Source organism: Shewanella sp. MF05960 (genome assembly GCF_050849305.1).
In the GTDB taxonomy this organism is placed as follows: Bacteria; Pseudomonadota; Gammaproteobacteria; order Enterobacterales; family Shewanellaceae; genus Shewanella.
In genome coordinates this window covers 26,524-41,645 of sequence record NZ_JBOZPS010000022.1, presented here as the reverse complement: position 1 = coordinate 41,645, position 15,122 = coordinate 26,524, and the positions used below count along the sequence as shown (strand labels likewise).

At 42.4% G+C, this 15,122-nt stretch carries 14 protein-coding genes; 8 read left to right on the top strand and 6 right to left on the bottom strand.

The features are described 5' to 3' along the window. The first annotated feature begins 3 nt into the window (after nucleotides 1-3). The 6 genes from tatC (at nucleotide 4) to ACROAE_RS17990 (ending at nucleotide 5,869) form a co-directional block, all read left to right on the top strand. Complete coding sequence (gene tatC, locus ACROAE_RS18015) at nucleotides 4-756, top strand: twin-arginine translocase subunit TatC (protein WP_432404603.1); 753 nt, start codon at nucleotides 4-6, stop codon at nucleotides 754-756. Nucleotides 757-812: 56 nt separating this feature from the next. Then, on the top strand, nucleotides 813-1,352 hold the full coding sequence (locus ACROAE_RS18010; protein ID WP_432404600.1) for a hypothetical protein: 540 nt from the start codon (nucleotides 813-815) through the stop codon (nucleotides 1,350-1,352). Nucleotides 1,353-1,371: 19 nt separating this feature from the next. Then, complete coding sequence (locus ACROAE_RS18005; RefSeq protein WP_432404597.1) at nucleotides 1,372-2,187, top strand: TatD family hydrolase; 816 nt, start codon at nucleotides 1,372-1,374, stop codon at nucleotides 2,185-2,187. Further along, entirely contained in the window at nucleotides 2,187-4,112 is a 1,926-nt protein-coding gene (locus ACROAE_RS18000) for a sensor domain-containing diguanylate cyclase (protein ID WP_432404723.1), read from the top strand. The genes ACROAE_RS18005 and ACROAE_RS18000 overlap by 1 nt, the downstream gene beginning before the upstream one ends. Before the next feature lie 14 nt (nucleotides 4,113-4,126). Beyond that, nucleotides 4,127-5,137, top strand: coding sequence for a porphobilinogen synthase (gene hemB, locus ACROAE_RS17995; protein WP_432404594.1), 1,011 nt, complete (start codon nucleotides 4,127-4,129; stop codon nucleotides 5,135-5,137). Between the two features lie 180 nt (nucleotides 5,138-5,317). Further along, the gene (locus ACROAE_RS17990; protein WP_432404592.1) at nucleotides 5,318-5,869 is read left to right on the top strand and encodes a thioredoxin family protein; all 552 of its coding nucleotides are present in this window, start codon (nucleotides 5,318-5,320) and stop codon (nucleotides 5,867-5,869) included. Nucleotides 5,870-5,977: 108 nt separating this feature from the next. On the opposite strand, the gene ACROAE_RS17985 is transcribed toward ACROAE_RS17990, so the two are convergent. Then, entirely contained in the window at nucleotides 5,978-6,910 is a 933-nt protein-coding gene (locus ACROAE_RS17985; protein ID WP_432404589.1) for an exopolyphosphatase, read from the bottom strand. 3 nt (nucleotides 6,911-6,913) lie between these two features. Beyond that, on the bottom strand, nucleotides 6,914-8,218 hold the full coding sequence (rhlB, locus tag ACROAE_RS17980; RefSeq protein WP_432404586.1) for an ATP-dependent RNA helicase RhlB: 1,305 nt from the start codon (nucleotides 8,216-8,218) through the stop codon (nucleotides 6,914-6,916). 153 nt (nucleotides 8,219-8,371) lie between these two features. On the opposite strand from rhlB, the gene trxA reads away from it, so the two are divergent. Both trxA and rho read left to right on the top strand, forming a co-directional pair. Beyond that, entirely contained in the window at nucleotides 8,372-8,698 is a 327-nt protein-coding gene (trxA, locus tag ACROAE_RS17975; protein ID WP_432404582.1) for a thioredoxin TrxA, read from the top strand. Nucleotides 8,699-8,922: 224 nt separating this feature from the next. Continuing rightward, on the top strand, nucleotides 8,923-10,185 hold the full coding sequence (gene rho, locus ACROAE_RS17970) for a transcription termination factor Rho (protein ID WP_432404579.1): 1,263 nt from the start codon (nucleotides 8,923-8,925) through the stop codon (nucleotides 10,183-10,185). A 187-nt stretch (nucleotides 10,186-10,372) separates the two neighbouring features. Here rho and ACROAE_RS17965 read toward each other — a convergent pair whose 3' ends face one another. From ACROAE_RS17965 to ACROAE_RS17950, 4 genes are all read right to left on the bottom strand, one after another. Next, the gene (locus ACROAE_RS17965) at nucleotides 10,373-11,074 is read right to left on the bottom strand and encodes a hypothetical protein (protein WP_432404576.1); all 702 of its coding nucleotides are present in this window, start codon (nucleotides 11,072-11,074) and stop codon (nucleotides 10,373-10,375) included. 180 nt (nucleotides 11,075-11,254) lie between these two features. Continuing rightward, entirely contained in the window at nucleotides 11,255-11,992 is a 738-nt protein-coding gene (locus ACROAE_RS17960) for a fumarate reductase iron-sulfur subunit (RefSeq protein ID WP_432404573.1), read from the bottom strand. Further along, nucleotides 11,989-13,983 (bottom strand): fumarate reductase flavoprotein subunit, encoded by a 1,995-nt coding sequence (locus tag ACROAE_RS17955; protein WP_432404570.1) that lies wholly within the window; start codon nucleotides 13,981-13,983, stop codon nucleotides 11,989-11,991. The genes ACROAE_RS17960 and ACROAE_RS17955 overlap by 4 nt, the downstream gene beginning before the upstream one ends. A 12-nt stretch (nucleotides 13,984-13,995) precedes the next feature. Continuing rightward, nucleotides 13,996-14,739 (bottom strand): fumarate reductase cytochrome b subunit, encoded by a 744-nt coding sequence (locus ACROAE_RS17950; RefSeq protein WP_432404568.1) that lies wholly within the window; start codon nucleotides 14,737-14,739, stop codon nucleotides 13,996-13,998. Nucleotides 14,740-15,122 lie beyond the last annotated feature (383 nt).

Here is a 15,122-nt window from a genome sequence, read left to right as displayed (position 1 = left end):
TTCATGTCACAACAGCAACCGCTTATCAGCCATTTGCTTGAATTACGCAACAAATTGCTCAAAGCCATTGGCAGTGTGTTACTCGTATTCATTACGATTGTGTATTGGGCAAATGATATTTATCACTATATCGCACTACCGTTAATGCGCTCACTGCCTGAAACGGGCAGCATGATTGCAACAGACGTAGCGGCACCGTTTTTTGCGCCTTTTAAACTGACATTAGTACTCGCATTTTTTATTGCGATTCCTTATGTGCTTTATCAAATTTGGTCATTTGTAGCACCGGGATTATATAAGCATGAAAAGCGTTTAGTGATTCCACTACTGACGAGTAGCACCTTGCTATTTTATTTGGGTATCGCATTTGCTTATTACATTGTGTTTCCGGTTGTATTTGGTTTCTTCACCAGTGTTGCTCCTGAAGGTGTGCAAGTCGCAACGGATATCAGCAGTTACTTAAGCTTTATTCTGAAGTTATTTTTTGCCTTTGGTTTAGCCTTTGAAATTCCAGTGGCCGTAGTTCTATTATGTTGGGCTGGCGTCACGACACCAGATGAACTGCGTCAAAAACGTCCTTATATTGTGGTAGGTGCGTTTGTGATTGGTATGTTGTTAACACCACCCGATATTATTTCTCAGACTATGCTAGCGATACCAATGCTGTTATTGTTTGAAGGTGGCTTGATTGCTGCACGTTTTTACAGTAAAAAAGAAGAAGATGACGTGCCAGAGAACGAGCACGCTGATAGCTAAATAAAAATGGCCTTAATTGGCCATTTTTTTGCTAGACAAATAATAAGGAAGAAACAATGCGTTTATGTTTAATTGCCACTGGTATCTTATTGATGTCAGTTAATGCACAAGCCAATACTCAACTCGTCGATCAACTGTCGGTTTGTGCTGTCAAATCCAATAATGCTGAACGCTTAAGTTGTTATGACCAACTCGCGGCCAATGTAAAACCAATCACCCAACGCCAAATAACGCCAACAGCGGTTGAAGCAACAGAAATAGTCCAAGCACCTGTTGTAACTCAAACAACTCCAGCGTCACCCATTACAACAACCAAAGTGGAACCAGAACTTAGAGTAGAAGATTTTGGTTTACATAAAAGAGTTATTGAAGATGAAGTTGATCGCCTTTATTTTATTGCTTCTGAAGTAAATAAAGGACCTTTTAACAAGTTAATAATTACCTTTGATAACGGGCAGATTTGGAAACAAACAAGCGCTGAACGCTTTAAAGTTAAAAAGGGTGCTAAATTATTTATTGAAAAGGGTGCGTTAAACTCATTTTTAATGGGCAGTGATGATCGAAATGCCACGACCCGAGTTAAACGACTAAAATAGCCCAGGCTATTCACTTCCTATGACTCAATATATCGACATCGCGGTTAACCTGCTCAGCGAAAGGTTAAAACACGACATTGACTCGATCATTAATGATGCGGCGAAACACCATGTTTCGCCGTTAATTGTTATTGGTAGCGATTTAGATGAAAGTGCTGAAGCCTGCGCGGTTAGTCAACAATACCCACTGCAACTGTTTAGCACTGCGGGTGTCCACCCTCATCAAGCATCGAGCTGGAACGCACAAAGCTGCGATAAACTGAAACAATTGGCCTTACAGCCGAGTGTTGTTGCCATAGGTGAATGCGGCCTTGACTATAACCGTGACTTTTCGCCGAGACAGGCCCAAAGACAAGCATTTTCCGCGCAGTTAGCTTTGGCCTGCGAGCTTAATATGCCGGTATTAATGCACTGCCGCGATGCTCATCAAGACTTTATTGCCATTGTAAATGAATATAGAAGCGCCTTACCTAAAGGCTTACTTCATTGTTTTACAGGCACTCAAGATGAACTAGAAGCTTGTTTAGCCGCCGATTTATACATTGGTATAACGGGGTGGATATGTGATGAGCGCCGTGGACAAGAGCTCGCACAGTTAGTGCCGCTTATCCCTAATAACCGCATTATGGCTGAAACTGATAGTCCATATTTATTACCTCGCAGCATGCGCCCTAAGCCCAAATCTAGCAAAAACTTACCGCAATATTTACCCTATATCGTTCAAGTTATGGCACAACTCCGCCAGCAATCTGAAACTGAACTGGCGCAATATTGTTTTCAAAACAGCTGTGATTTTTTTGGGTTACCTATTACTCAGCATAGGATTGAGGAATGATGAACATTCTTAACCTTGCGGGTTTACCATCAAAACTAACATACTGTTTCAGTCTGTTTTTAGGGCTCTGCTTGCTCCTTGTAAGCCAACTCAGTTGGGCCAATACCTTACAAACTGTTCCACTCCGGCTAACCTCAGATTCTATTACTAAAATTGATTTACAAGATTGGATTTACATCAATAAAAGTAAAAATATCAGTCAATTGACCAAGCTGTTAGAGCAACCTGAAAGTACATGGAAGAAATTTGAAGAGGATCAGCCGCAGCGTATTGGCGTAGAAAATTATTGGGTCACATTCAGCATATACAACCCAGACGATTACCTCTCACGAATAATAGCGCTAGATAACCCACTCCTTGACAGCGTGGTCATATACCACTTTATTAACGGTGAGCTTGTTAGTGCACAACAAATGGGTGACTCATTACCGTTTAAACAGCGACCCCTTTTGAGTAATATTTTTTTATATCCTATCGAATTACAGCCCGGTGATACTCACAAGTTTTATATCAAAATTGACAGCCTTGGCAGCATTAGCTTGCCGCTTGTTTTATGGTCGTCGAACGACTTAACTCAATTAACAGAAACCAAAAATTTATATATTGGCCTGCAAATAGGCCTGCTAATCGCCATTAGCTTATTTAGTTTGTTTATTGCAATAGCCTCTAACTCATACAGTTATAGCTACTACTGCGGTTATGTTGTTGGACTCACCATACTCACAGCAAGTATATACGGCGTGTCATTTCGCTATTTATGGCCGCAATGGCCCATTATGCAGCAGTACATATTTACCATTATCATCCCGCTAACGTTGGGATTCTCATTAATGTTTACTGAAAAAGCATTACAGCTCAAATATCACAACTTAAAGATGCTGCGGATTTGCCGGGTCATGGCTGTTATCTCGTTTTCTTTAGCGGTAATAATGCCCTTTATTAATTACAGCTCGGCACTTTATATTATGGTGTTTGTTGTATTAACTGTGAGCACCATTCTCGTCACATTCTCACTCATTCAAGCTTTTGTAGGCCAACGTAATGCCACTTTATATGCTTTAGGCCGTCTGGCTTTATTAATAGGCTGCATTCTTACTGGACTGTTATATATTGGTATGATCAAACTGGATATCGCGCCGCAAATACCCACCATGATAGGCCTGATGTTTGAGGTCTTCACTATGGCTGCGGTACTCGCATTACGTTACAGCGATGAACGCAAAGCTAAGTTTAAAATTCAGCAACAAACACTCGAACAAGCACAACGGATCAGAGAAGTCCGTGAAGAAGCATTGCAGGCGGAAGCGGAGAACAGTGAAAAACTTGAACAGATGGTTCAAGAACGCACTCTAGAATTAGAGGTTACCTTGCGTGAACTGCATGAAGTGAATCAAAAACTGACTGAGCAAAACACCATCGACAGTCTCACCGGTGTAAAAAATCGTAGTGCATTTGATCGCCGCTTAATCGCAGAAGGCCGTATTAGCCGTAGACAACAAACCCCGATGGCATTATTAATGATTGATATCGATAAATTTAAAAATATTAACGATCAATATGGTCACCTTACCGGTGACTACTCAATCAAAATGATAGCCCACACACTGACTGAATTTTTAAAACGGCCAACCGATCTCGTATCACGTTTTGGCGGTGAAGAGTTTGCTATCATTCTACCTAGCACTGATAGCGAAGGAGCCCTATTAGTTGCCGAGCAAATTCGCCAAGCAATCAGTGAACAAGACATTACTCATAACGGTCAACATATCCCATTAACCGTCAGTATTGGTGTTAGTGCCGATATCATCGACAGTGATGAGCATCCAATGTTATTACTTGAACAAGCAGATAAAGCACTGTATCAAGCTAAACGCAGTGGCAGAAATAAAGTGTGCTATTACGCACTCAAAGCAGACCAGATTTAACCCAGGAGTCGAAATTGAATATTATTACTAGTGCCTTCCCACAGCGCAGAATGCGCCGCATGCGTAAACATGACTTTAGTCGTCGTTTGATGTCTGAAAACACCCTAACGGTCAATGATCTGATATACCCGATGTTTGTACTAGAAGGGTTTCAGCGCTCAGAAAAAGTCGCCTCTATGCCAGGTGTTGAGCGCTACTCGATTGATTTATTATTAAAAGAAGCCGCTGAATTAGTTGAGTTAGGGATTCCACTCATTGCTTTATTTCCCGTAACGCCAGTGGACAAGAAAAGCTTATTAGCCGAAGAGTCATACAATCCAGATGGCTTAGTTCAACGTGCCGTTCGCGAACTAAAACAAGCTTTCCCACAGCTAGGGATTATGACTGACGTCGCGTTAGACCCATTCACCACCCATGGCCAAGATGGCATTATCGATGATACCGGTTATATCCTTAACGACATCACGACTGAAATATTAGTTAAGCAAGCCTTATCTCACGCAGAAGCTGGCGCCGACATTGTTGCACCATCAGATATGATGGACGGCCGTATTGGTGCTATCCGCCAAGCATTAGAAGAAAAGGGGTTTGTGAACACCCAAATCATGGCTTATTCAGCTAAATACTCTTCAAGCTACTACGGACCTTTCCGTGATGCAGTCGGCTCAGCAGGCAACTTAAAAGGTGGCAATAAACATAGCTATCAAATGGACCCTGCAAATAGTGATGAAGCATTGCATGAAGTCGCTCTAGATATCCAAGAAGGGGCTGACATGGTAATGGTAAAGCCCGGCATGCCTTATTTAGACATTGTACGCCGTGTCAAAACAGAACTTGCTGTGCCAACATTTGCTTATCAAGTCAGTGGTGAATATGCCATGCACATGGCAGCAATCCAAAACGGTTGGTTAGCAGAAAAAGCCATTGTAATGGAGTCACTACTTTGCTTTAAACGCGCTGGTGCCGACGGCATTTTAACTTACTTTGCTAAACGTGCAGCGCAATGGCTAAAAGAACACAATTAGTATCAATTGTTCAATTTAGTTGCAATTATTAAAAATAAAGCCAATCACCTTATGATTGGCTTTATTTTTTAGTGATCTACTTAGCATCAAAACCATCTTAGCCTTAACAGATCCTTATTAGCATGATTGAATACACACAAGCATATTTCTAAGTATTCCCTTCTTAAGCGAGGCATTATCATGCACAATAACGTTAAAACATTATTGGCCACTACCGCACTCTTTTTCAGTGTTCAAATGTTACCAATGACCGTATCGGCTAATTCTGGATGCGGATTTGAAGAAGAGCAGCAAGGCTTTATTGCGACATGCAGCGAGGAGAAACAAGAAGTGATTTTAACCGGCGTAATTGAACCACAAACGCTCACCAGCACATTACCAGGCTACGCTGATGGCTTTGCTAATTATCAAGTTGATGCGCAAGCTGTTGCTGTACTTAGCTCGATTGATGTACCCACCCAAATTGTGGTGATTATCGGCACTTGGTGTCCTGACTGTCACCGTGAAACGCCGCATTTTATGCGAGTACTTGAAGCCGCTGGTAATCCTAATATTCAAGTGGAATACATTGGCGTTGACCGGGCTAAACAAGACCCTGAAGGATTAGCCGCTAAGTATGCATTTAGCCGTATCCCTACCTTTATTGTTAAGCAGCAAGGTAATGAATTAGGCCGTATTGTTGAGCGTCCAAAAGCCACTTTAGAGTCTGATCTTGTCGAGATCCTAAAATAATCTCAATTCAATTTGTTTAATGATGATCTTAATGATGTAAACATTTAAATAAAAAAATAGGTCGCCTAGGCGACCTATTTTTATGTGGTATATACAAAAGCTTATTTGCTAAGCATTGGCAATGCGATCGGCCAAGAGTTGTAATACACCTTCACGTAACGCGCCGCCAGCAAGGTATAAGCTTTCAATCGATAAGCATTCGAATAAGGCGATAAGAATCGCTACACCAGCCGCAAAAGTCGGTGCCTGCTCAGCAGTTAATCCCGTAATACCACTCAAGCTTGCATCCTGTTGTGACAAAATATCATCACGAAAGCTGTTTAAAATATCGACAGTGATAATTTCAGCGCATTGTCGATGTTGTAACACCGACACCACAGATTGCACCGCACCAGATGCACCAAGAACATTCTGCCAACCAAGGGTTAATAGTTGTTCTCGATATTCGGCTAACATCGTGCCGACATATTCAATCGCTTGAGTAAAATCGACATGTTGTAAAGGATACTGAGTAAAAAAACGTTGATTAAACAACACGCACCCCATGGGCACACTGGTTTTAAACAGAACGTTACAGCCATCACCAATAATAAACTCTGTGCTAGCTCCGCCAATATCAATCACTAAGCGACGACCGTCACCTTGTGTCGTAGCGACCATGCCTTGATAGATCAATTCAGCTTCTCGCAAGCCTGAAATCACTTCAATTTCATGCTGTAAAATCGGCAATGCGCGTCGATGAAACTCATCGGCGTTACTGATCACCCGCAATGTTGCAGTTGCAAATACCGCAACATTTTCAGTCGCAATATGGTGCTGTTTAAGCATTGAGGCAAACATAGACAAACAATCTAAACCACGCAAAATAACGTCTTCAGACAATATGCCATCGTCGCCTATGCCTTCTGCAAGGCGGACTTTACGTTTATATTTAGCGATAACAGTAGGTTTATTACCTACTGTATTAGCCACCAACATATTAAAACTGTTCGAGCCTAATGTTATCGCCGCATAAGGTTGAGATACGTTTGACAATGGCATTGACTATGGTCTGCGAGTCCTAGGACGTGGCGGACGGCTAGCGCCACCGCTACGATGTGCGCCTTTGCTTGCACCACCATCACGGGTACGTGATGTAGGATGTTTGCGATGGATACGCACTGGCGCAGGAATATCATCCAATAATCCATCTTGATCGTAGTTTGACACCGGAATTGAATGGTTTATATAAGTTTCAATAGCGGGTAAGTTTAGCGCGTATTCTTCACACGCAAAACTGATTGACACACCAGTTTTACCCGCGCGGCCAGTACGGCCAATACGATGCACATAATCTTCACAATCATCAGGTAAATCATAGTTATACACGTGTGACACATCAGAGATATGCAATCCGCGAGCAGCAACATCTGTTGCGACTAAAATATCTAAATCACCGGTAGTAAATTGTTCAAGAATACGAATTCGTTTCTTTTGCGGTACATCGCCAGTTAACAAACCGACACGATGACCATCACCTTCTAAATAAGACCATAGCTTTTCACAGCAGTGTTTCGTGTTCGAAAACACGATAGCTTTGTCTGGCCAGTCTTCTTCAATTAGGCTTAGCAGTAAGCGCATTTTGTCTTCCATCGACGGGTAGAAAATTTCCTCTTTAATATTCTTAGAGGTTTTTTCTAACGGTTCGATTTCAACTTTTTCCGGATCGTTCATGTGATCATAAGCTAATTCCTGCACTTTCATTGACAAAGTGGCAGAAAACAACATATTTAATCGTGACTGAGCATCAGGCATTCTGCGGAATAAAAAGCGAATGTCTTTAATAAAGCCTAAGTCGAACATGCGGTCAGCTTCATCAAGCACAACCGCTTGAATGTGATTTAAACTGATCACACCTTGACGAACATAATCAATAATACGCCCGGTGGTGCCGATTAAAATATCAACACCTTTGTCTAGTACTTCTCGCTGTGTTTCGTAGCTTTCACCACCGTAAACAATACCGACTTTAAGGCCTGTATGTTTAGCAAGTAAATTAGCATCTTTGGCGATTTGTATTGCCAACTCACGGGTTGGCGCCATGATAATAGCGCGTGGTTCGGTTGCTTTGCGGCCCTCTGGCGCTGCAACGGTAAGCAAATGGTTAAACGTGGCAACTAAAAACGCCATGGTTTTACCGGTACCGGTTTGGGCTTGTCCGGCGATGTCTTTTGCTTTCAGTAAAATCGGTAAAGATAACGCCTGAATTGGCGTGCAAAACTCAAACCCGTTTTCATTTAATGCCGCGAGTACTTCGGGCTTTAAAAGGAAGTCGGCGAATTTTTGGGTCGATAAATGTGTTTGGCTCATAGCACAAGCATACCTGTAGGGGTTGCAAAAAAAGATTCGATCGTTTGAAATAGCTACATTATTAAAACGGTCTCTTGAAAAGCTATTTAACAGACCCAATATACATGGTAAGCCATTAATAAACTAGCAATGGAACCAAATCTGGAGAACAACATGAGCGATAAAATTGTATACCTAAGCGATGACAGCTTTGAAAACGACGTACTAAAGTCTGAAACGCCTATTTTAGTAGACTTCTGGGCTGAGTGGTGTGGTCCTTGTAAAATGATTGCCCCAATCTTAAACGATGTTGCTGAAGAGTATGCTGGCAAGTTGGTTGTGGCTAAATTAAACGTTGACCAAAATAACGTTTCACCAGCAAAGTACGGCGTACGTGGTATTCCTACATTGCTTATGTTTAAAGGCGGCGAATTAGTAGCAACTAAGGTTGGCGCGCTTTCTAAGACACAATTAAAAGAGTTTATTGACGCTCAGATCTAAGCATCAAGTAAGCTAAAAATGTTAAACGGCACAACTTTTAAACAATTTGTGCCGTTTTTAGATCAAATTAAACCTAAATTTCTGGACGCCCCATCTATAAAGTGCTAATTTATTCATCAGATTTTTTTCAATTAACTTCTTCTCGTTTATCAATCATAAAATTTCTTTTCAACCTTACTGATTGATTGCGGTAAGCTTCGTCGCGCAATACAAGACTCCCATACATGAATTTAACAGAATTAAAAGACACGCCCATTTCGGATCTAGTTTCGCTTGCTGAAAGCATGAAGCTGGAAAACATGGCTCGTACTCGTAAGCAAGATATCATCTTCTCAATTTTGAAAGCTCACGCTAAAAGCGGAGAAGACATCTTCGGTGGCGGTGTATTAGAAATCCTCCAAGACGGATTTGGATTTTTAAGAAGTTCAGATGGCTCATACCTTGCGGGTCCTGACGATATTTATGTTTCTCCAAGTCAAATTCGTCGCTTTAACATGCGTACTGGAGACAGTATTTTTGGTAAAATCAGACCGCCTAAAGAAGGCGAAAGATACTTTGCACTGTTAAAAGTCAGTGAAGTTAACTTTGATAAGCCAGAAAGCTCTCGTAATAAAATCTTGTTTGAAAACTTAACGCCATTACATGCCGAAGAACGCCTTCGCATGGAACGCGGTAACGGTTCAACAGAAGACATCACCTCTCGTATACTTGATCTGTGTTCTCCTATCGGTAAAGGTCAGCGTGGTTTGATTGTTGCTCCGCCTAAAGCGGGTAAAACATTATTACTGCAAAGCATTGCCCAAAGTATTACTTACAACAACCCAGATGTGGTGTTGATGGTATTGCTTATCGATGAACGTCCTGAAGAAGTAACCGAAATGCAGCGCATGGTTAAAGGCGAAGTTATTGCTTCTACCTTTGATGAACCAGCAAGCCGTCACGTTCAAGTTGCTGAGATGGTTATCGAAAAAGCTAAACGCTTAGTTGAGCACAAAAAAGACGTAGTGATTTTGCTAGACTCTATCACTCGTTTGGCACGTGCATACAACACCGTAATCCCATCATCGGGTAAGGTATTAACCGGTGGTGTTGATGCTAACGCCCTGCACCGTCCGAAGCGTTTCTTTGGTGCTGCACGTAACATTGAACACGGTGGCAGCTTAACCATTATCGCTACCGCGTTAGTTGATACTGGCTCGAAAATGGATGAAGTGATTTACGAAGAATTTAAAGGTACTGGTAACCAAGAGTTACACCTTTCTCGTAAAGCTGCTGAAAAGCGTGTATTCCCAGCGATTGACTTTAACCGCTCTGGAACTCGTCGTGAAGAGAAGCTGACAACAACTGAAGAACTTCAGAAAATGTGGATTTTACGTAAAATCCTCCATCCAATGGATGAAGTTTCTGCAATGGAATTCTTAATTGATAAATTGGCTATGACCAAAACCAATGAAGAATTCTTTACTGCGATGAAGCGCGCCAAGTAATATTAACTTGTACGCAAAACAATCGTAAAAAAATGCCGCTAAATTAGCGGCATTTTTTTGTGCTTTTTATGGTAATACCAATGCGCATTAATAAGTGGCTACTCAGATCATTTATTAACGTGCAATGGTATAAAACACCGTTAGCTAAAAGCAATAATTTATTATTCAGCGAACGCTAATATTGAATCTATTCATCTTCATCAACAGTGTCGGCATGGCTATTAGCATCAAACTGTTCAACATTGGCAAATTGCTCAAACCAAAATGCCGAGCTGACCATTTTATATTGGCGCGATAAACCTTCACTTGCTACAAGCTCAAGTTGCCATAAAATTCCTTCTGACTCAGGAAAATGGGTGCCTTTAATTTGATCTTCGTACAAACGGTGCATTAAGGCATCAGGACTTAAGCCTGCAGATAATAGTCGCACCATTGCGGCATGCAACGATTCATCGAACAGGGTTAAATCATCGGCATCTTTAGCGGTTATGTTAACGCTAAACTCAACCCCTGTAGGCTGGGCAAACACACCATTAAAGGCTTCACGCAATAAGGCGTAAGCACTGAAAAAGCGTTCATGGAACAGGCAATCAGAATACTCTTCCCACATTCTGTCGCCTACCATGTCATTTGCAAGTTGGTCTATTTTGCCTTCGGTAACGTCGTCAATAAACAAATGACTCAACACAATCTTCGCAGCTTCGACGTCGCCCAAGTCATTAAGCGACATCATGCACATTTCTCGCAACTCAGCAGAATCCATGCCTTCTAAGCCATCATCAAGGCCCATTAATGCCATAAGATGTAAATAATCATCATTTGACCAGGCGTTAGGGATTTTACTAATTTTATGAAATGAACCGATTTGAACAGTAAACTGAGCTTGCATTGTTAAACTCCTTTTTTATCGCTATATGTCGCGAATCATTGCAGATTAGAATCTACAAGCCAACAATACTGTATAACGCCCTAAAATGAAAATAGCCGCTTACTGAATTTACAAACTCAGTAAACGGCTATTTTATTGGTCATAAAAAATATTAGCCTGGATTAATATCCATTAATTCTATTATAAATTAGTCACGCTGATGGTCATTTTTCGGCGAAGGTAAGCAATTTGCTGCATATGAGGTAAATCTTTAGGGCAAGCATCTTGGCAGCCCAGTAACGTCATACAACCAAACACGCCGTCTTGATTACCAATCACATGATAAAAATCTTCACTACTGCGACTGTCACGGCTGTCTAACTCAAAACGGGCTATTTTCATCAACCCTACAGCACCCACAAACGTATCACGCATTTGCTTAGTTGCACACGCCGACACACACACACCGCATTCAACGCAGCGCTCAAGCTCATAAAGCTTAGCGGCTTCTTCTGGCGCCATAGGCGCTTCAATGCGATGAATGTCCATCTCGGTATCGCTTGGCTGTAACCATAACTGTAAACGTTCTGCTAATTCACGCATAAACTTACCGGTATTAACCGATAAGTCGCCAATTAGCTCAAACCCAGGTAATGGCATTAACCGAATTTCTGCAGTAGGGAAATTGGCTGTCAGCGTGCGACAAGCCAACGTTGGCTTACCATTAATGACCATGGCGCAACTACCACAAATACCCGCACGACAAACAAAATCAAATTGCAGCGATGGGTCTTGTTTATCGCGTAATTGATTTAATGCAATAAATACTGTCATACCTGGGGTTTCGGTAATGACATAACGGACCATTTGCGGTTTATCGTTAGGGTCTTGCGGATCGTAACGAAAAATCGAAAACGTCAATTCACGGGCTTGGCTCATTTGGCTTGATCTCCTTTAACATCAACGTTATCAAACAGCCTTTGATTAGCAGGCATAAATTGCTCGGGAAGTTCATATGACATCAACGCCGCTTGTTTTGCATGGCGATCGTGTGGCTCAGTAAGCCCTGCCAGTATTTGTTCAATTTGTTGTTGGCGCTTTTGGGTATCTGGGTGAGCAATGGCGTTATTGGTACCGTAGCCTCGGTAGCCTGGTGGTAACTCCATGCTCATGACATCGATTGCTTCATAAGAGAGTGTCGGCGTTAATGCTGCATCATCTGGCCAAGAGCTCAAGGTTCTATTAAGCCAGTCTTTATCATTTCGCTCAGGAAAATCTTCACGTGAATGCGCGCCACGGCTTTCGGTACGGGCATTAGCACCACTCGCTACGGTTAAGGCAACTTTGAGCATTCTCTTGACTCTTAATGCATCAACTAGTTCGGGGTTTGCATGACGTTTCTTACACGTTAAGCCAATGTTTCGTGAGCGCAGCAATAATTCGCTAAGCTCTTTTACCGCTTGCTCCAGTTGAGTACCATTGCGGAAGATCCCCACATAATCCATCATTATCTTTTGCATTTGTTGCTTCAACGTAATGGCTTTTTCAGTGCCATTACCGTCAATTAACTGGTGTATTTCTGCCTCAATTTGTTGGCCAAAACCTTCAATTAATTGAGTATCAATACTCAAAGTAGTTTGTTCACAAAAGTCAGCAACATATTGACCAATGATCATCCCGCCAACCACGGCCTCGGCTAAAGAATTACCGCCTAAGCGATTAAAGCCGTGCATATCCCAACACGCGGCTTCACCGACACTAAAGAGTCCAGATAACTGCGGGCTTTCGCCATTATGCTTAGTGCGGATCCCGCCCATAGAGTAATGCTGGGTGGGCCTCACAGGGATCCACTCTGTCACAGGGTCAATGCCTAAAAAGTGCTGACAAATCTCTTTGACTTCACGCAAATTAGTATCAATGTGCTTTTGCCCTAACAAAGTAATATCTAGCCATAAATGCGGACCGTAAGGACTATTCACGCCTTTGCCTTTGCGCATGTGTTCAGTCATACGTCGTGAGACTACGTCGCGTGATGCCAACTCTTTTTTATCGGGCTCGTAGTCAGGCATAAAGCGGTGGCCGTCTTTATCACGCAATACTCCCCCATCACCTCGACATCCTTCTGTGGTTAAAATCCCTACTGGGACAATAGCTGTTGGGTGAAACTGTACCGCTTCCATATTGCCTAATGTGGCCACGCCCGTTTCCAGCGCCAATGCTTGCCCAATCCCTTCGCAAATAATGGCATTGGTCGACACTTCATAAATGCGACCATATCCCCCTGTCGCCATGGTTGTCGATTTAGCCACATATGCACGTATTTCACCGGTAATTAAACAGCGAGCAATCACACCATGACAACGCTTACCATCATGGATAATTTTCAAGGCTTCCATGCGCTCATGGACCGGAATGCCCATAGAAATAGCGCGATTATCGACGGCATATAATAATGAATGCCCTGTGCCATCGGCTGTGTAGCACGTTCGCCACTTTTGAGTACCGCCAAAATCACGGGCATTAATTAACCCGTGAGCCTCTTTTGCCTCGGTTAAGGTGACTTTTTGTGCATTAACAATGACCTCACGGTCACCTTCGGTGACACGGCTCCATGGTACGCCCCAATGCGCTAACTCGCGTACGGCTTTTGGCGCACAATGCGTAAACATTCTTGCCACCTGTTGGTCGCAGCCCCAGTCAGAGCCTTTTACGGTGTCTTGAAAATGCACATCTTCATTGTCGCCCATACCGCTAACGGTATTGGCTAAACTGGCTTGCATACCACCCTGAGCCGCCACTGAGTGGGAGCGTTTAGCCGGAATAAGTGATAATACAATAGTGTCGAGACCGCGTTCTTTAGACGCTATAGCAACCCTAAGGCCTGCAAGTCCTGCCCCAACCACTAAGGAATCGGTATATATAATTTTCACAACATATCCTTATTACAAACCAGGTACAAAAGGCACCACAGGTAAGCTCAATGAGCGACCAATAATGATATATGCCACTAAACTTGCTACGCCCAGCACCATTAAATACGCCAAAAGCACTTTCGCTAACTTTAATAACGCAAAGCGTTGGGTTGTTAATCTCCATTTAATCGATACGCGATATAAACCAAAAATGGCATGTACGGTAACAGCGGGTAATAGCAGTACATATAACATCCACACATTTTGATGCACCACGCGTTCAGCCGATAAGTGTGGGCCAATCTCAGGATTCGTCATCATGGCAAAAAGGTGAACTGGCACTAAGAAAAACAGTAAAAAACCACTGACCATTTGCCAAAACCAAATCTTAGTATCTTCATGAGGTAGAAACTGCATCTGTTGGCGCAGGGCTCGCCACTGGCCAATTTGTGTAGGAAAGCGCCGTAAAGCAAATACCGCATGAACAATCACAATCAGCAGCATAAATGCAGAAAATATTTGGGTCAGGATAGGGAATCCATGGCCAGTTTCGCTGAAAATACCGCCTTCAAGAAACTGTGCAACCTGATAAAATGCCTCCTTGCCGAATAAAATACTCGACTCAAAGTGCAGATGCATAATTAAAAAAAGCCCTAGCAACACGCCAGTCGCACTTTGTAATCTATCTGCCCTAGCAGCCCAAATAGGATGACTAAATCCTTTTACATTAGTGCTACTCAAGACAGCTTTTGCTGGCAAAGGGTTCGCGGCCATAAATTATTACATCCTGTGCTGACACAATGAGAGACATTGACCATAGCAAGAGTTCGGCAACAACTGCACTGAGCACAAAACAATCCGTGACTGCGCTCACCTATATTTACTGGTTTGTTAGAAGCCGATCACATATACCCAATCAACTTGAATATGCATATTTCAAAGCTTCAGCGTGTTTTTAATACAAGGCGCGGTAATGTAGACACCTTATAAATTAGCGTAACAACGCCCTTAATTTCAAAATCAGAGGTACACGGTGAAACTCCCACAGGGCAAGTTTTACAAATAAGCACGATAAAGTGTCGACGAAAACGCACAAATGTAGGCGGTTTGGGTATAATGGCGCCCAACAATACTTGTATTAATTTTATCGATTAGGA